The sequence below is a fragment of the Paenibacillus sp. SER-28 genome, assembly GCF_052906305.1.
In genome coordinates this window covers 795,611-812,955 of sequence record NZ_JBRECM010000001.1, presented here as the reverse complement: position 1 = coordinate 812,955, position 17,345 = coordinate 795,611, and the positions used below count along the sequence as shown (strand labels likewise).

Genomic DNA, 17,345 nt, shown 5'->3' with positions numbered 1-17,345 from the left:
CTCCTTGATCGTATATCTTACCCTGTTTTTCTCGGATCACGTTCAACAATACCATTTAAAATGCTATCCAATTGTCTCATGACCTGCTCATCTAGACGGACACCCGCCGCTTTTACGTTCTCTTTAACCTGCTCGGGCTTGGAAGCACCGATAATAGCTGAGGACACTTGCGGGTTTTGTAAAACCCATGCGACTGCAAGCTGGGGTAGCGTCAGTCCGCATTCTTCTGCAATCGGCTGAATTTTCTTTACTGCCAAAAGGACTTCTTTACGTAACCATTGTCCAGCCAAACGTTCGAAAATTGGTGACCCTGCTGTCGTAGAAGCTCTTGATCCCTCGGGTAACGGCTTGTCTGCTGCATATTTACCAGAAAGAATACCTTGTGCCAGAGGTGACCAAACCACCTGTCCAATCCCTTCCTGCTCACAAGCGGGAATCACTTCAGCTTCAATGACACGCCACAGCATGGAATATTGGGGCTGACTTGCCACGAAAGGGACCTTTAATTCCTTAGCCAGAGCGGCTCCTTGCTTTATCTGCTCTGCTGTCCACTCGCTTACTCCTACATACAAAACCTTCCCTTGCCGCACCAAGTCGGATAAGGCCAAAAAAGTTTCTTCAAGCGATACGGTTGGATCAAAACGGTGTGCATAATATACATCAATATAATCCGTTTGCAGGCGTCGAAGAGAAGCATGGCAGGCCTCCATGATATGTTTGCGAGACAGCCCTTTATCATTCTGTCCGGTACCTGTGGGATGAAAAACCTTAGTACATAATTCAATACTTTCACGGCGTATTCCCTTTAAAGAATGACCTAAAACCGTTTCCGCCATGGTATCCGAATACACATCAGCAGTATCAAACGTGGTAATCCCTGAGTCTAGTGCAGCGTTTACACAGGCTTGCGCTATAGTATCATCCACTTGAGCACCGTGGGTGATCCAGTTTCCCAATGCGATCTCACTTAACATTAATCCACTTTTTCCAAGTTTACGATATTCCATTTTCAATTCCTCCCTTCCATATGCACTCCATTATACCCACCGTAATTTAATATTAGAAATATATAATTCACGCACTTTTAATATGAAAAACATATTAATAATTCGATAAAAAAAGCAAGCCTCCACTCTGAATGGTGACTTGCTTTTGTATTTTTAAGATTTACTTTGTTCAATCTGCTCGGCCAGCTCATTCAGGTAGGTCCAGCGTTCCATTTGGTGCTCCAGATGCTGTTCGGCCTTCACTTGCTCAGCCATGAGCTCCTGTAGTCGTGCTGAATCACTGAAAGACTCTTCCATCTGTCGCTGAATGTCGGCCAACTTCTGTTCGGCTTGTTCAATCATTTCATCAATTTGCTCATATTCCCGCTGTTCCTTGAAGGTGAATTTGAGCTTGGTTTTACTTGTCTCCTTGACTGAATCAGAAGGACCCGCAGACTTAGGCGCGGAAGAGCGATTCGAGGAAGCCGTACTCGTAGAGACAGACGTATTCACAGAAGATTGAGCATTTTTACTAATCCATTCTGCATACTCGCTATAGTCCCCTACATGTACTCGTACCTGTCCATCCCCTTCAAACGCCAGTATTTTGTCCACTGTCCGATCCAGGAAATAGCGATCATGAGAAACAATAAAAACCACACCTGGGAATTCATCCAGATAATCTTCCAAAACGGAAAGGGTCTGAATATCCAGATCATTTGTTGGTTCATCCAGCAATAGCACATTCGGTGCCGACATTAGAACACGAAGCAGATACAAGCGCCGTTTTTCGCCTCCAGACAGCCTGGAAATAACCGTCCATTGCGCGCTTGGTGCGAACAGGAAACGTTCCAGCATTTGTGCAGCTGTAATCGTCGAACCGTCTGCTGTACGAATCACTTCGGCTTCTTCCTTAATATATTCAATGACACGTAATGATTCGTTCATTTCCTGATGTTCCTGAGTAAAATAGCCAAGCTTCACCGTCGGTCCCAGCACAACGTTGCCGGAATCCGGTTCTATATGCTGGGCAATCATTTGGAGCAGAGTGGATTTCCCACTACCGTTAGGACCTAGGATACCAACACGATCACCAGGAACCGCAATGTAGCTCAAATCCTGTATCAGCTTACGGGAATCTACCGATTTGGACAGATGCTCGATCTCCAATATCTTTTTACCCAGACGTGTGGAGGCGACGGACATATCTACAGATCCAGAACGAGCTTCCGGTTGCTGATCCCTAAGCTGCTCATATCGGTCAATACGCGCTTTCTGCTTGGTGGAACGAGCCTTTGCTCCACGGCGAATCCAGGCCAGTTCATTACGCAGCAGGTTCTTCCTTTTTTGTTCCGTTGACGCTTCCCGCTCCTCACGTTCTGCCTTCAACTCCAGAAAACGGGTATAGTTAGCCTCATAACGGAAAAGGCGGCCATGATCCAGCTCCAACATGACATTTGCAACTCTATCCAGAAAATAGCGATCATGCGTGATCATTAACAACGCACCACGTCTTTTTTGCAAATATTGCTCCAACCATTCAACGGACTCATTATCAATGTGGTTTGTAGGCTCGTCAAGAATGAGCAGCTCGCAGGGTTGGATCAAAGCCGCCGCCAAAGCCACCCGCTTGCGCTGCCCGCCGGATAGAACGCCCATACGAGACTCAAACTGAGTGATCCCCAGCCGGGTAAGTATATTTTTGGCCTCACTCTCTAGCTGCCATGCCTGGAACGTATCCATTTGCTGACTTGCTCGCAATAGACGGTTTTGAAGCTCCTCGCTACCCGGATTTAACTCCAACAACTCCATGGTTTCCGTATATTCTCGGACCGCTTTCATCTCAGGCTGGTTGCCATGAAAAATATGCTGGAGTACCTTCATTTCGGGATCAAACTCCGGATTTTGTGCTAGATACTGAATTCGCACATCGTTGTTCACTGCAATATTGCCATCATCTGGCGGCTCTAATCCTGAAATTACCCGTAAAAACGTTGATTTACCGGTGCCATTTACACCGACGACTCCTATTTTGTCACGTTCATCCATACCAAAGGAAGCATCCTCAAACAACATTTTCTCGCCATAGCTTTTCGTTATATGTTCAACGGTCATAATATTCATACGGATTCCCTACTCTTCCCCAATTTTGTGATGCATCCTGTTTATTTTAACACAGACATAGCCAATGATTAAAAAAACCGTTACCTGAACGAAGTCAGTACGGTTTTTTAGCAACAAGATGTGTCAGGATTTTTGTATTCCGGCTTTACAGCCATGCATAAATAAGTTCGCCACTAATTCAGCCGTCTGATCCACGTCACATTCGCGGAAATCTTGATTCAATAAAATATCCATTTTCAGGCGTTCCAACATACCAATGAATGCCTTCGCATGAAACTCGGACTGCTGTACACCCTCTGACGCCAGTTTATTGTTGACCAAATCAGTATAGTCCTGAATAAATCCCCGCATAAACTCCATTAGATCGGGATCACTGTTGGGGGTCATAAAAAATAATTTAGTATGCTGCTTACGCTTGTAATAGTAGTGCAGATGCAAATTCGCCATCCGCAGCAGTCCTTCTCCCAAAGTACGATTAATTAATGCACCTTGCATTTCGGCTAGGTATTGCTCGCAATCTCTACGTGTGACTGCTGTAAATAGCTGCTCTTTGCTTTTAAAGTACAAGTATACTGTGCCTTTGGCAACTCCCGCTTGTTCTGCAATCTCGGAAATTTTGCTTTCATAGAAGCCTTTGGTGCCAAAGACGGCGTAAGCTGCGTCCAAAATAGCTTCATATTTATCTCTGTGTATATCGCCCATCTTAGCACCTCCTTATACAAGGATTGAAACATGGTCAATTCTTATAACAGTTAATTCCTTGTAACGATCTCCAGCTCTGTGTTCAGAGTATTAAAAAAATACCTGCAAGAGCGACCAATCCTCCGAAAATAGAACTAATGCTATTCACCCGATCATTGCTCATCCAACGCCAGCCTCGTACATAGACCGTCGTTTGTCCACAATGTGAGTCTACTTCTACTTCTCGTCCGCAAACCGTGCAGGAACGCATCATTTGCACTGTAGCACCTAGATAGGAATCAGCAAAGGCCCCCGCGCTACCGGATATACCTCCAACCAGTGCCCACAGCCATAACGGCAAGCTCGGCGTTCCTATGGCGTGTCCAAAGCCCCATGCACCTATGCCGATCAGTACACCCCCAGCCAAGGCCGCAGCCGTTCCCAATACAGAGACTCCACCTGAGGTTCCGGGTGCCAGCACCTTCCCGTTAAGCACCGAGCGAGGTGGCCTACGACTCAGGCTGCCAAATTCCGTTGCCCACGTATCGGATGTGACCGTAGCCATGACACCGACAAAAGCCAGCTGCCACGTAACATGGGGCCATATCGCATAACCCAGGCATAACAGCATACCTAATCCACCATTGGCCCATACTTGGCCTGCATCCCGGTTTCCGGTTTTGGCATACGATTTTTCCAGTTCAGCCTTGCGCTCCTTTTTGAACCTCGACAGAAGGGTCGACGTGATAAAGAACAAGAGCAATGTGCCGAACCAGAACAGGTTACCCGCCCCATAATATACAGTTCCCATCAGTACAGCCGCGGCAAAGCCAGATAAGGTTAAGGATTTTTTATAAAATGCAGCTCCGGCCACCACAGCAGCACAAAGCAATCCGATGATCCAGTCCATGATATACCCCCGCTTTTGAAATGAATCTCCGTTTTTCTTTTTTCGTTCTGATATTATTGTACAACGCTCTACGCTTATATAAAAGCCGTGTCCCATGCTTTGGCACAGGACACGGCCTTCACAATGCTTATCTACGGGAATCTCTCTTTACTCTCATCCACCAAGAACTTCCCTTTTTTAATCCTCTTCATGGATGCCATTCACAAATTTATGCGATGGTGAAGCTTCCCTGACGATCACTTCCCCAGAAAAGCTCAAAGCGATCCCCACTTGCTGTAGGCCCTACTCCTGCTGGAGTACCTGTGAAAATAATATCTCCCTCGCCCAGTCCATAATGAGTCGCTATATATTCAACGATATGCTGAATAGAAAAAATCATATCCTTAACATGTCCACGCTGCACTTCCTGTCCATTTTTGAGCAAGGAAAAATCCTGCTGCTCCAGCATGTCCAATTTTTCTAAAGGCAGGAATGGTGTCACGGGTGCAGACGATTTAAAGCCTTTGGCGGCGGTCCATGGGTGGCCTTTTTTCTTGAGCACACTTTGTACATCACGCAGGGTAAAATCAATCCCGAATGCAAATGCGTTCAGACATGTATCTGCGGACATGCCTGGTTCGTATTTACGTCCTACAGCCACAACCAGCTCAGTCTCAAAATGAATATCTCCTTGCCCCTGAGGAAGCTCCAGCGTGGCGCCATCCAGCGGCACGACTGCATGAGACGGCTTCAAAAAAATCATCGGTTCTGCGGGAACCTCATTACCCAGCTCCTCCGCATGCAGCTTATAATTGCGTCCGACACAGTAAACATTACGAATATCCACGTTCATCACGATCCGTCACCCTTCCCGCGTATGTAGTTCAATTGATTAACGAATAAGTTTACGTATATAGTGCCACATCCGGTGCTTGGAAAGCAAAAAAACCTGCTCCCAGCGATCCGGCCAATTGGTGCAAATCATCAATTCAGGATGCAATGAGGACAATCTTCGCATTATACGGCGGTCATCCACCGTCCACGCCATAACAGTAATACCGCGTGCGGTGAGATCTTTCATCAGGTTTCGATCCAAACGCGGATAGCCCATGGATAAAAAAGTGCATTGTAGCTGCTCCAGTTGCATTGCCAAATCATCTGGGCGCGCATCGATAATCAATCCGGTCCGGATCTCAGGAGACAGCTCCTTAGCCCGGCGTAATGCGGCACGCTCAAAAGAGGTTAATACCACCTCTCCCTCCATCCCTCTCATCACAATTTCACGGAGTACGGCTTTCTCCAATCCTGGATACATATCTCCCGCTGTTTTAAGCTCAATATTGAGCGATACGCGGCCACGACATAAATCCAGTACTTGTGCGAGGGAAGGGATCATTTCTCCACGGTATTCTGCACTTTTCCAGCTACCAGCATCAAGTTGTTGCAATGCTTTCCAGTCCGAATCCTTTACTCGCCCTGTACCATTCGTCGTTCGCTCCAGCGTAAAATCATGAATTACCACCGGAACACCGTCCTTTGACAGCTGTACATCCAGCTCAATCCAGTGTACAAATGGCTGCTTCAACGCAAGCTTAAAGGCTGCCATCGTGTTCTCGGGAGCAATCCCCGAAAAACCGCGGTGAGCCACGCACAAATGATTCATCTTGTTATGACCTCCATCCACAAAGGAGTCCCTCATACGATCGTTCCGTCAATTCCCATATAAAAAATTTCTTTTCGAATTTCTATTGAGCGCTTACTGTACCATCCGTCCCTATCGAGACATTTCCCGGTGACAGTGCCGCCACTCTTTGCAAAATTTTGCTGGCCTCCGTATCCTTCAATGGGATTGGTTGACCTAGCTCCGCCCGGTAAGGGGTCAGCTTCATTTCGCAAGCCCCTTTTCGGGTACAGGTTGCCTGAAATATCGCTGTATCCCAAGTGGCTGGCACCGTTGATTTAGAAAAAATAAAATTGCCTGTGCTGTATGCGATCCATTTACCTTTATATTGTTCCATCCCTTGAAGCACATGTGGATGACCGCCAATGACAAGATCAGCTCCAGCATCAATAAAAGCGTGCGATAACTCGGTTTGATGAGGCTCAAGTGCAGTAGCGCGCTCCTTCCCCCAATGGGCAATGACAATCACCAGATCGGCCTGCATTCGTGCCTCACGGATGGACTTTACGATAGCGGTCGAATCATAGGCTCCTGCTACACCGGGCAGTTTGGCGCCCGCATTCCAGTTGGCTTCAGGCATGACACGTGTAGTCCCCAACAACGCAATTTTAATCCCTTTACGTTCAAAATAATGCGGCGCATACGCTTCTTTTGCATTACGTCCAGCTCCAGCATGGGCAATACCTTTTTCATCGAGATATTTCAGTGTATCCAGTAATCCGCCTGTGCCCTGATCCAAAATGTGATTGTTGGCCAAATTGACAGCGTCTATCCCTGCCTCAGCCAACGCAGTTAACGCCTTGGGCGAAGATTTATACACATACGTTTTATTTAACGCACCCACACCATTCGTTGTCACGGGCGTTTCCAGATTGGCCATCGTCAGATCGTCTTTATGAAACAAGTTTCCGAGATATTGATATGGAAAATCAAACCCATTCTGCTCCAATCGCTGCTCAACTTTACCGGAAAATTGCACATCCCCTACAAAGTGAAGCGTAACTGTCGGAGAATCTGCATCGTCTGTTTTTGATTTTTTTACATCCTCCGTTCCTCCCTTATCGGCGGATGGATTACCGTCGTATACATCCTTGGACATATCGTTCCCTGCCTGCCCGTCTTTCCCCGAGGATAATTTTGCTCCTGAAGAGCTGCCTTCGGGAGCATTTGTGTCAGACGTTGTCGCGGGACGATGGCTTGTGTCTGAAGCAGCAGAATGCTTCGTTTCATCGTCAGCAAATTGCTTATCTGCATGTGGGCCTTCGTCCAGCTGTTTATTTGACAAGGCTGTATCACTTTCACTGACCGAGGGAGTAGACCTCTCTTCACTAGCAGATCCCGTTTGGATTTTCTTCTCCGTTTGCGAATACCCGCCATTTTCCGCAAGAGAGCCACTGTTGTCGTGTTCAAATATGTAATAATAACCGAAAAGACCTACGATCATAAGCAGTAGGACCAGATTCGTAATGATCCAAGCCTTGCCTATTTTTGGTTTTCTTGCTTTCTTGCAACCTTCATTTCGCTGTGATCTGGGAGGGTACATTCTTCACTCCTTCTATGCTATTGCATTTGCATAACTTCTTTATTAGCTGGCGAATTTTACACCTTCTCCATTATATATCAAATTTCAATATAAATAGAACCCCTCGCATGGATCGCGAAGGGTTCATCATCAAACATTTACACCTCTACCTTAACCGCTTCCTGCTGTGTCGTTTGGACGGCATTAGAGGCCCATTCCTTAGCCTGACGGATGCAGTCCGGTAAACCAATCGCATCATAGCCAGCGCCCAAAACATATACTCCCGGCATGGCAGTGCGTAACTCTTCCCGCAAATCAGCTATAGCCTGCGGGTGCCCTACCGGATATTGCGGCATGGAATTGCGAAGACGTGTAATTTCCGTGAACAGCGGAGTTGCTGTAACTCCCATCATCTCTTTCAAATCCTTACGTACCAGTGCAGTCAGCTCATCATCCGGTAACTCTACAGTGTCTTCAGCTCCTGCTCGCCCTACATAACAGCGCAACAGCACCTTATCGTCCGGGCTAGTATGTAGCCACTTGGCAGACGTCCATGTACAAGCGGTCACGCTGCGTCCTTCTTTGCGAGGAACCAGAAAACCAGAGCCGTCAAAGACGTTCTCAATATCTGTTTTATCAAAGGCCATGACCACGTTTGCTACGGAGACGTAATTAACGGCTTCCAGTGCAGCCACATTGACATGATCTCGCAATAGCGGCGCAGCAGCAAAGTTGGGAGTCGTTACAAAAATATCATCCGCCTCCAGCGTCTCTCCATTGTCCAGCATAACGCGATATGGGCTGCCTTCACTTTCCGTTGTCTTTGTGAATTCAGTAACAGCAATTCCGGTGCGTAAATCACAATCATACAAATCATTCAGCAACGCATGCACCAAACTTTGCAAGCCTTGACGGAAGGTCAAAAAGGCGCTTTTTTTCGTCCCCGTATGTGTTTCAGCTGGTTTTCGACCTGTCATCATCCCGTGAATGAGGCTTCCGTATTGCTGCTCTACCTCAGCAAATTGTGGGAAGGTCGCTTGCAAACTTAGCGTCTTCATGTTGGCAGCATAAATCCCTGCCAGCAGTGGCTCGGTTACATTCTCTAGCACTTCTTTGCCCAGTCGGCGTTCAATAAAATCACCTAACGCCTCATCTCCCGGTACACGGCGAGGCGGAAGGACAAAATCCATCATAGCCCGCATTTTCCCGCCTAAAGAGATCAAGCCGCTACGCAAAAAGGGTTTCAGCTCTGTTGGAATCCCCAGCACCAGCCCAGGAGGCATCGGATGAAGCTGTCCTTCATGCAAAATGTATGTCTTTTTAGCCTCAGGATTTGTGCTCACCAGCTCATGATCCAGCTCCAGCTCTTTTGCTAGGTCTATCATAGCTGTTTTACGGGCCAGAAAAGAATCTGGCCCCTTTTCAATTACAAAACCATCTTTATGCAGCGTTTCAATTTTCCCGCCCAGCACGGAAGCTTTCTCCACCAGCGTGATTCGAGGTGTGTAGCCAGCTTCTTTGTACATTTTTCGTGTATAAAAAGCAGTGCTAAGCCCGGTCAAGCCTCCGCCTACAATTACAATATTACGTAACTTTTGCTCCATTATGTCCTCATCCCTTTTTCCATTGGTCTATGATGACATCACTAAGCGTCTCCATATACTGTGGATCACTGTTGAGTGAATCAATACGCTGAAAACGCATATCCAATTCCTTCGCCAACGCCTGTGCTTCAATATCCAGATCGTATAACACCTCTAAGTGATCAGAAACAAAGCCAACTGGCGCAGCCAGCACATACTCCACTTGCTCCTCTTTAAGGCTGTGCATGGTATCCAAAATGTCTGGCCCCAACCATGGCTCTGCTGTACGACCAGCGCTTTGCCACGTAAACTGCCAGTTGGTAATTCCCGCTTTGTCCGCAACAGCCTGCGAAGTCGCCATTAATTGCTCCACATAAGGATCACCCATAGCCAAAATCCGTTCGGGCAAGCTGTGCGCACTAAACAGAACACGAACCTCATCCCGTTTGGCTCCAGCTTCTTCAAAAAGCGCCAGTTTGGCGTTCACACGCTCAGTCAGCGTCTTAATCAGCTTAGGATGAAGATAATAGCTCTCCACAAATGATATGGCCAGATCCAGTTCCTGTGCCTTAGCCTGTGCGCGCTTAATATAAGTGCCTACACTCATAACGGAATAATGCGGAGCCAGCACGACACCTACCGCTGCACGGATGCCATCTTGCATCATAGCTTCCACACCGTCCTCAATAAACGGTTTGGCATGTTTGAGTCCCTGATAACAGACAAATTCAATGTCCGGGTTGCGATTTTCCCGATTTAAGGTTTCCTGCAGGTTTTGAACCTGCCGATCCGTATTCTGACGCAGCGGAAACACACCGCCCACAATAGCTTCATAACGATCCTTTAATTCCTTTAATTGCTCCGGCGAAGGAGCATTACCACGACGAATATGTGTATAATAGGCTTCCACCTGATCCAGACTCTCCGGCGTCCCGTAGGACATGACCAGTACACCCACTTTGGTTTTCATTAGTAGACCACCTCTTAACATTTCTAATGTATTAATTTTTTGACAAAACCGAACGGGAATACTCATGCACATAATTAGTAAGCTCTCTTAGCTTATCTAGCGAGGCTTCAGGAAATAAACCGTGACCGAGATTGAAAATGTAACCCGGCTCCAATATGCCTTCATCTACAATGGTTTTCGCATACTGCTTGATCACATCGATTGGCGCAGTAAGCACATAAGGATCCAGATTTCCCTGTACACCAAAACCGTTGCCCAAGCGACGACGTCCTTCAGGTATACTTACCCGCCAGTCCAGTCCAATCACATCGGCTTTTAACCCATTCAAGTGTGGAAGCAATTCACCAGAGCTTACGCCCGGGAAATAAATTTTAGGTACATCCAGATCAGATAATTCATGGAAAATACGTGTGATAGTCGGCAGCACAAAAGTTTGAAAATCATAAGGCGAGAGCGCACCTACCCAGCTATCAAACAATTGAAAAGCCTTACCGCCATTAGCGATATGAGCTCGCACGTATGTAATAACCATGTCCCCTAGCTTATCCATCAGGCGATGCCACAACTCAGGCTCTCCATACATCATCGCTTTGGTGCGAATATATCCTTTGGAGGGTCTTCCTTCTATTAAATAGCTTGCAATGGTAAAAGGCGCTCCAGCGAATGTAATCAATGGCACGTTCAGTTCACGGTCCAAAATACGAATCGTTTCCAAAATATGACCCAAATCGCGTTCCACATCAATCGGACGCAACTTGTCTACGTCTGCAGCTGACCGGATCGGATTATCAATAACCGGACCAATATTTTTGACAATATCAAAATCAACCCCTAGCGAGGCTACCGGATTCATAATATCAGAATATAAAATTGCAGCGTCTACCCCAAGCTTGCGCACGGGCATCAAAGTCACTTCTGCGGCCAGCTCGGGCTGGCGGCATATTTCAAGCAACGTGTATTTTTCTTTAATTTTGCGATACTCAGGGTCATACCTTCCGGCCTGCCGCATGTACCATACGGGAATATGATCCACAGCTTGCTTGCGGCAAGCGCGGATAAAAGTATCATTGTAGGTCATGACTTCAGCCTCCAGTTCGAATCATAAATACTATATTTTATTATGCCCTTTTTCAAGAGTCGTAACAACCGCAGCTCTCGAACAAACCATGACAAACCCATGACATTTGGATAAAGTTTCAATGAAGTGTGCTATACTAGAGAAATGGCTTTTTTAAAGCTCGGGAGAAGTTATGCTTTGATAAGTAGGATTTACAACAGGATGAGAATGGGCAGAAAGGAAGTGAAAGCACATTGAAAACGTGGGAGACATGGAAAATCAATCTCATTGTGCTTTGGTTCGGTCAGTTTCTGGTCAATGCGGGTATTACGATGATTACTCCGTTCCTTGCCCTGTATCTGGCTCAGGACCTTCATGTGAAGGGAGAGCACGATATTGGTCTATGGGCCGGAGTTATTTTTGCCGCTAACTTTTTGACCTCATTTATGTTCCAGCCTTTGTGGGGGAAGCTGGCTGACCGATATGGACGTAAAGTCATGCTGCTTCGCTCAGGCTTTGGTATGGCTTTGGTCATCGGATGTATGGGTTTGGTCACCCACCCGTGGCAACTGCTGGCGCTTCGCCTGCTGAACGGTACGATTTCGGGTTTCAATCCGGCATCGATTTCCTTAGTGTCGGGTACCACTCCCAAAGAGCGAACCGGATTCGCTATGGGAATTATGCAATCCGGTCAGATGGCTGGCACGATTCTCGGCCCTCTGCTAGGCGGATTTTTGGCTGACTGGGTCGGATTCAGACCGATTTTTTATATTACAGGCACTCTAATTTTTATAGCCTCGCTTATCGCAATGTTTCTGGTTAAAGAAAATTTCAGCAAAACGGAAGCTGCACGCATACCACAAATTTCGGTTCTTGCCGGATTAAAGGAGTTAAGCCATACGCCCCAGCTTCCGGCTTTGTTCACCGTAACGTTTTTGCTCCAGTTTGCCATGATCAGTACGGTGTCTCTCCTGCCGTTGTATGTGCAAAAGCTGTATGGATCGGCAGAAGGAATTGCGCTGATTGCCGGGTTTGTTACGGCTATTACAGGTGTATCCAATATGGTTGCTGCACCGCTCCTTGGAAGACTGAGTGACAAGATAGGAGCACACAAGATCTTGACCATTGCACTGCTTGGAACGGCGGTTATGCTTATTCCGCAGGCTTTTGTCAATGAAGTATGGCAACTTGTCATTATCCGTTTTTTCATGGGTGTATTTATGGGAGGTCTGCTGCCAAGCGTAAATGCGCTGATTCGCACGTATACACCGGAAGGAATGGAAAGCCGTTCTTTCGGCTTCAATACCAGTTCGCTGGCGCTGGGGAATATGCTGGGTGCTGTCATTGGCGGGGTGCTATCCGGGTTTATCGGCATCGAAGGACTGTTTATCATGTCAGGTGTCCTGTTAATCGTCAACATATTCTGGGTACGCATGAAGCTCTTTGATCGTAAGGCTACGCCTGATTTCAGGTAAGATAACCTTCGGGTAAGACAAGCCCGCCTTAACAGACAAGAACCTCCTTGTTCACACTGCTGTGGACAAGGAGGTTCTTTTTTACATAGCTATACATATGGATGAATGCTATTTAACTCGAGCTAGCGCCAATCCATCGTAAGCTGGCAAAAGCGTGCTGACCAGCCGCGGATCTGTTGCTATCGTCTCGTTAAACCGTCTCACGGCTTGGACGGCAGGGCCGTTCTTATCCGTATTCAGCGTTCGTCCGCGAAGGAAACAGTTGTCTCCCGCAATAATGGCACCCGGATTCGCCAGAGCAATCGCATATTCCAGATACACCGGGTAATTTTCCTTATCTGCATCTATGAAGAAAAAATCGAAAGTTCTTCCCTCTTCCTGAAGTTCCTTCAAGCTGTCCGCTGCGGGTCCGATACGGTATTCGACACGGTCACCGTAGCCGTTGTTTTCCATATGTCGATGTGCCAGCGCTGCGTACGCTTCTTTCAGCTCCAGTGACACAATGCGACCCTTTTCTCCCAGCCCACGGGCTAAACATAATCCGCTGTAGCCGCCTAATGCGCCGATTTCCAATACATGCTGTGCGCCAGATACTTCAATTAGAAAGGTCAACAGTTTTCCGTAAGGATGGGCAACGGATACTTCCGGCATACCTTCTTTAACGATAGCCTCCCTGATACTGCGCAGTGCTTCATCCTCTTGTACCAGCTGGTCTACATATTGTTCAGGCGTCATATTTGGTGTAATTTCCACGGTTCATCTCTCCTTCTTGCTTAATCATAACGTAGGTTGGACGTGGTGTCCTTCGTAAATTTTTTACCTTAATGATTTGTCTCTTCGAGTACAATGACCTATACTATAGGGATTGAACCAAGCTTACATGATTATGGGGACGGAGTGAATACGTTTAATGACTCAACTGCAACTAATTGCAACTGCGCCAATGGGACTTGAAGCCGTCGTGGCCCGGGAACTCAGAGAACTCGGGTACGAAGATCTGACCGTTGAAAATGGCCGCGTCGTTTTTACCGGAGATTATATGGATATATGCCGGTGTAACCTGTGGCTTCGCACATCAGACCGCGTGCTTATAAAAATGGGTGAATTTGCTGCAACTACCTTCGACGAGCTGTTCGAGGGTACCAAAGCATTGCCTTGGCAGGATTGGATTCCTGTAGATGGTGAATTTCCCGTAGAGGGACGTTCGCACAAATCACAGCTTAGTAGCGTACCAGCCAGTCAGGGAATCGTCAAGAAGGCGATTGTAGAGAAACTCAAGGAAACCTACCACACAGATTGGTTTGCTGAAGATGGCCCTCGTTACGTCATTGAGGTCATTCTATTGAATGATCGTGCGTTACTGACACTTGATACGACCGGTCCAGGACTGCACAAACGCGGCTATCGTAAGCTCGTTACAGAGGCGCCTCTCAAAGAAACGATGGCTTCTGCTCTTATTCAGCTTAGTCGCTGGAGCCCTGACCGACCATTCTATGACCCATGCTGCGGTTCCGGTACTTTGTTGGTCGAAGCTGCCATGCAAGCCTGGAACATTGCGCCAGGCCTGAGACGTACCTTTAACTCGGAAGACTGGCCTGTCATTGGCAGAGAATTATGGGATCAGGCTCGCGACGAGGCGATGGATTTGACCCGCGATGACATTCCTTTTGAGATTGCAGGTAGCGATATCGACCCAAATGCCATACAAGTTGCTGAGGCAGCTGTAAAAGCAGCAGGCTTTGCTAAAGACATCCCTCTTAAGGTGATGCCTGTAACTAAAGTCAGACTCGAAGGACAATATGGTGTGATGATTACAAACCCACCTTATGGCGAGAGACTGAGCGAGCAATCCGAGGTGGAAAAGCTGATCCGTTCACTCGCACGCACGGCAGCCGAAATGAAGACTTGGTCCTTCTTTGCCATCAGTTCCACCAAGCAATTTGAGCATTATTGGGGCCGAAAAGCAGACAAACGCCGGAAGTTGTTTAACGGCCGGATCGAATGCCAATACTATCAGTATCTAGGCCCTCTGCCTCCGCGCCGCAAAGATACTTCGCCGTTGCAGCCTTAAATATGATGAAGCCTAGGCCAGGAAACGAACTCTCTGTTCGTTGTTCTGGCCTGATTTGTGCTGTATTTTCTTTACTTAATCATTGAAATGCGCGAGATGAGCGCTATAATAATTAAAGGCATTTCGGTTTTAACATTACGTTAATATGTAGTTTATACTAGCCGAACATTTCTGCCAGAGGGGGTAAAGTGTTGCTTATTCGCACGTCCAGTGCAAGTCGCACTGGTAACACGTTCAGCAGAATGCTGCTGTCTCAATATTTTGGATTAGGTCTGTTTTTTGTACTTATGATCGGCAAGCTCGTACTGATTCACTATAACTTGCATGCCCAAAATATTGACATGAATCCGCTGGATTATGTCATCGCTATTGGTTCGCTTTTACTTGTGAGCTTCTGGACCTTATGGCTGCCACGTCGCGGACGTTTGATTGCTCTTGTGGTGCTCGATATGTTGCTCACCGCGCTCATTTATTCCGACATGGTTTATTATCGTTATTTCCAGGATTTCATTACGATTCCCGTCTTACTTCAAGCCGGACAAGTTGATTCTCTAGGCGGAAGTATCGCATCCCTTATGTACTGGTGGGACATTTTCTTTTTTGCAGACTGGATTCTATTCATTCCGTATGTCATATTTGTGGCTTCCTTACGACGTCGACTTACAACGAATGATACTTATTTAGAAGCATCCCGAAGCTCGTTCACAAAGAGATTTTTTCTGCTTCGCTTCTCCAAAGGAGCATTGGCCTTCCTGATTGGCTACGTATTAACATTTGGGCCGATCAAATATTATACCTCCACATGGGCAACTGGCATATTTGTCGGCAACTGGTGGTCGATGGCCTTGTACAACGTAACCGGATTGATCGGATTTCATGGATATGACATCTACCGCTATGGTCAGGATCACCTTGGTCCCCAGCCTACATTGGCTCAAGCAGAATCCGATAAGGATAAGGAATGGTTTAATCAGCACCAGAAGTTGCTTCAGGTTAAAAATGATCTATCTGGCAAGTATAAGGGCAAAAACGTGATGGTCATTCAAGCTGAAGCGTTCATGAACTTTTTTATCGGCAAACAGATCAACGGTCAAGCGATTACGCCTAATTTTGACAAACTGACGAAGGAAAGCATGTATTTCAACAATTATTTTCACCAGACTGCGCAGGGCCGTACTTCGGACGCGGACTTCTCTACACATGCTTCGCTGCATCCGCTCCCTACAGGCTCCGTATTTATCCGTTATGCGGACCATAAATTCGATACGTTACCTTCCATTTTGAAGGATACTGGGTATAGTCCCAATGCGTTTCACGTGTACGACAGCAGCTTCTGGAACCGTTACACCATGTATAAGGCAATGAACTATGACAAGTTCTACAGTAAAAAAGATTTTAAAATAGATGAGCCACTGGGTTGGTCCCTGGGAGATAAATCCTTTTTCCGTCAAACGCTCAATGATCTCACCACCGAAGTTAAGCAGCCGTTCTACGCCTATATGGTCGGTATCTCGAGCCATCATCCGTACAACCTGTCACCTGACGCGGTAGATTTAGATGTTGGCGAGTTTGAAGGCACGATATTCGGAGACTATCTGAAATCCGTCCATTATGTGGATGAAGCTCTGGGCGAATTGGTAGATCAGATGAAGAAAGACGGATTATGGGATAATACGATCCTGATGTTTTATGGGGATCATGACAATTCTATTAAAGACAAAGCACTGTATGAGAAATTTTTAGACAAGCCACTTACGGATCTCGACATGCAGAAAATCATGAATCAGGTACCATTGCTTGTGCATCTTCCTGATGGAAGTCAGGCGGGCACGTATTCGGAACCGGCAGGTCAGTTGGATCTGACGCCTTCCGTAATGCACCTACTTGGGATTTCTACAAAACCATATCATTTTATGGGAAACGATCTGTTTAGCGGGAAGCCTCGTATGGTTGTACTGCGTACTGGTGCTTTCACCGATGGACGAGTGTACTACATTCCATCGGAGGACGGTACATTCTCCAAAGGAACCTGTTACAACCTGAGTACAGGCCAGCCTACAGATGTCAACGCCTGCGGACCGGGATATACCGAAGCTCTCAATCGGTTGAACATATCTGATCAGGTTATCACATACGATCTTATTCGCGAATGGGAACCACAAACAAAGAAGTAACTCCTTCTGTATCTAATAGACTTTCTGTGGGAGGTTGCTGACATAGCATCCTCCCCGGACTCCTTTAAGGATGTCGATCGCTTAACTACCATGCATATAACAAAAAAGCACGATCCATCAGCTTGTACGCTG

Annotated in this window: 14 protein-coding genes; 3 read left to right on the top strand and 11 right to left on the bottom strand. The window is 46.8% G+C overall.

The genetic code is table 11. From position 1 onward, the window contains the following. Positions 1-17 precede the first annotated feature (17 nt). The 10 genes from ACUYLD_RS03855 to hemE all read right to left on the bottom strand — a co-directional run bounded on the left by ACUYLD_RS03855 (position 18) and on the right by hemE (position 11,514). Positions 18-1,007, bottom strand: coding sequence for an aldo/keto reductase family protein (locus tag ACUYLD_RS03855; RefSeq protein WP_446674454.1), 990 nt, complete (start codon positions 1,005-1,007; stop codon positions 18-20). Between the two features lie 153 nt (positions 1,008-1,160). Then, the gene (locus ACUYLD_RS03850) at positions 1,161-3,110 is read right to left on the bottom strand and encodes an ABC-F family ATP-binding cassette domain-containing protein (protein WP_341161802.1); all 1,950 of its coding nucleotides are present in this window, start codon (positions 3,108-3,110) and stop codon (positions 1,161-1,163) included. 123 nt (positions 3,111-3,233) lie between these two features. After that, on the bottom strand, positions 3,234-3,812 hold the full coding sequence (locus tag ACUYLD_RS03845; RefSeq protein WP_446674453.1) for a TetR/AcrR family transcriptional regulator: 579 nt from the start codon (positions 3,810-3,812) through the stop codon (positions 3,234-3,236). Between the two features lie 82 nt (positions 3,813-3,894). After that, positions 3,895-4,701, bottom strand: a complete 807-nt coding sequence (locus ACUYLD_RS03840) for a DUF92 domain-containing protein (protein WP_025722307.1) — start codon at positions 4,699-4,701, stop codon at positions 3,895-3,897. Positions 4,702-4,909: 208 nt separating this feature from the next. Beyond that, the gene (locus ACUYLD_RS03835; RefSeq protein ID WP_069291625.1) at positions 4,910-5,533 is read right to left on the bottom strand and encodes a fumarylacetoacetate hydrolase family protein; all 624 of its coding nucleotides are present in this window, start codon (positions 5,531-5,533) and stop codon (positions 4,910-4,912) included. Between the two features lie 39 nt (positions 5,534-5,572). Further along, complete coding sequence (locus tag ACUYLD_RS03830) at positions 5,573-6,343, bottom strand: glycerophosphodiester phosphodiesterase (RefSeq protein WP_440722933.1); 771 nt, start codon at positions 6,341-6,343, stop codon at positions 5,573-5,575. Between the two features lie 82 nt (positions 6,344-6,425). Next, positions 6,426-7,904: a CapA family protein gene (locus ACUYLD_RS03825; RefSeq protein ID WP_446674452.1), complete on the bottom strand. Its 1,479-nt coding sequence runs from the start codon at positions 7,902-7,904 to the stop codon at positions 6,426-6,428. A 137-nt stretch (positions 7,905-8,041) separates the two neighbouring features. Further along, positions 8,042-9,487: a protoporphyrinogen oxidase gene (gene hemG, locus ACUYLD_RS03820; RefSeq protein ID WP_446674451.1), complete on the bottom strand. Its 1,446-nt coding sequence runs from the start codon at positions 9,485-9,487 to the stop codon at positions 8,042-8,044. A gap of 7 nt (positions 9,488-9,494) precedes the next feature. Next, positions 9,495-10,436, bottom strand: a complete 942-nt coding sequence (gene hemH, locus ACUYLD_RS03815) for a ferrochelatase (RefSeq protein WP_446674450.1) — start codon at positions 10,434-10,436, stop codon at positions 9,495-9,497. Positions 10,437-10,467: 31 nt separating this feature from the next. Further along, positions 10,468-11,514: a uroporphyrinogen decarboxylase gene (hemE, locus tag ACUYLD_RS03810; protein ID WP_061828618.1), complete on the bottom strand. Its 1,047-nt coding sequence runs from the start codon at positions 11,512-11,514 to the stop codon at positions 10,468-10,470. Positions 11,515-11,747: 233 nt separating this feature from the next. Here hemE and ACUYLD_RS03805 point away from each other — a divergent pair, with 233 nt between their 5' ends. Next, complete coding sequence (locus ACUYLD_RS03805) at positions 11,748-12,968, top strand: MFS transporter (protein ID WP_025722314.1); 1,221 nt, start codon at positions 11,748-11,750, stop codon at positions 12,966-12,968. A 108-nt stretch (positions 12,969-13,076) separates the two neighbouring features. Here the strand turns inward: ACUYLD_RS03805 and ACUYLD_RS03800 are convergent, their stop codons facing one another. Continuing rightward, positions 13,077-13,721: an O-methyltransferase gene (locus ACUYLD_RS03800; protein WP_023987995.1), complete on the bottom strand. Its 645-nt coding sequence runs from the start codon at positions 13,719-13,721 to the stop codon at positions 13,077-13,079. Between the two features lie 157 nt (positions 13,722-13,878). Between ACUYLD_RS03800 and ACUYLD_RS03795 the strand changes: the two genes are divergently transcribed. Continuing rightward, the gene (locus tag ACUYLD_RS03795) at positions 13,879-15,039 is read left to right on the top strand and encodes a THUMP domain-containing class I SAM-dependent RNA methyltransferase (RefSeq protein ID WP_023987994.1); all 1,161 of its coding nucleotides are present in this window, start codon (positions 13,879-13,881) and stop codon (positions 15,037-15,039) included. 188 nt (positions 15,040-15,227) lie between these two features. Next, positions 15,228-17,213, top strand: a complete 1,986-nt coding sequence (locus ACUYLD_RS03790) for an LTA synthase family protein (protein WP_446674449.1) — start codon at positions 15,228-15,230, stop codon at positions 17,211-17,213. Positions 17,214-17,345 lie beyond the last annotated feature (132 nt).

Excerpts from the sequence above, each read along its gene's own strand:
- hemG (WP_446674451.1), bottom strand. The coding sequence starts at position 9,487 with ATGGAGCAAAAGTTACGTAATATTGTAATTGTAGGCGGAGGCTTGACC.
- ACUYLD_RS03845 (WP_446674453.1), bottom strand. The coding sequence starts at position 3,812 with ATGGGCGATATACACAGAGATAAATATGAAGCTATTTTGGACGCAGCT.
- ACUYLD_RS03830 (WP_440722933.1), bottom strand. The coding sequence starts at position 6,343 with ATGAATCATTTGTGCGTGGCTCACCGCGGTTTTTCGGGGATTGCTCCC.
- ACUYLD_RS03850 (WP_341161802.1), bottom strand. The coding sequence starts at position 3,110 with ATGAATATTATGACCGTTGAACATATAACGAAAAGCTATGGCGAGAAA.
- hemE (WP_061828618.1), bottom strand. The coding sequence starts at position 11,514 with ATGACCTACAATGATACTTTTATCCGCGCTTGCCGCAAGCAAGCTGTG.
- ACUYLD_RS03855 (WP_446674454.1), bottom strand. The coding sequence starts at position 1,007 with ATGGAATATCGTAAACTTGGAAAAAGTGGATTAATGTTAAGTGAGATC.
- ACUYLD_RS03795 (WP_023987994.1), top strand. The coding sequence starts at position 13,879 with ATGACTCAACTGCAACTAATTGCAACTGCGCCAATGGGACTTGAAGCC.
- ACUYLD_RS03825 (WP_446674452.1), bottom strand. The coding sequence starts at position 7,904 with ATGTACCCTCCCAGATCACAGCGAAATGAAGGTTGCAAGAAAGCAAGA.
- ACUYLD_RS03835 (WP_069291625.1), bottom strand. The coding sequence starts at position 5,533 with ATGAACGTGGATATTCGTAATGTTTACTGTGTCGGACGCAATTATAAG.
- ACUYLD_RS03840 (WP_025722307.1), bottom strand. The coding sequence starts at position 4,701 with ATGGACTGGATCATCGGATTGCTTTGTGCTGCTGTGGTGGCCGGAGCT.
- hemH (WP_446674450.1), bottom strand. The coding sequence starts at position 10,436 with ATGAAAACCAAAGTGGGTGTACTGGTCATGTCCTACGGGACGCCGGAG.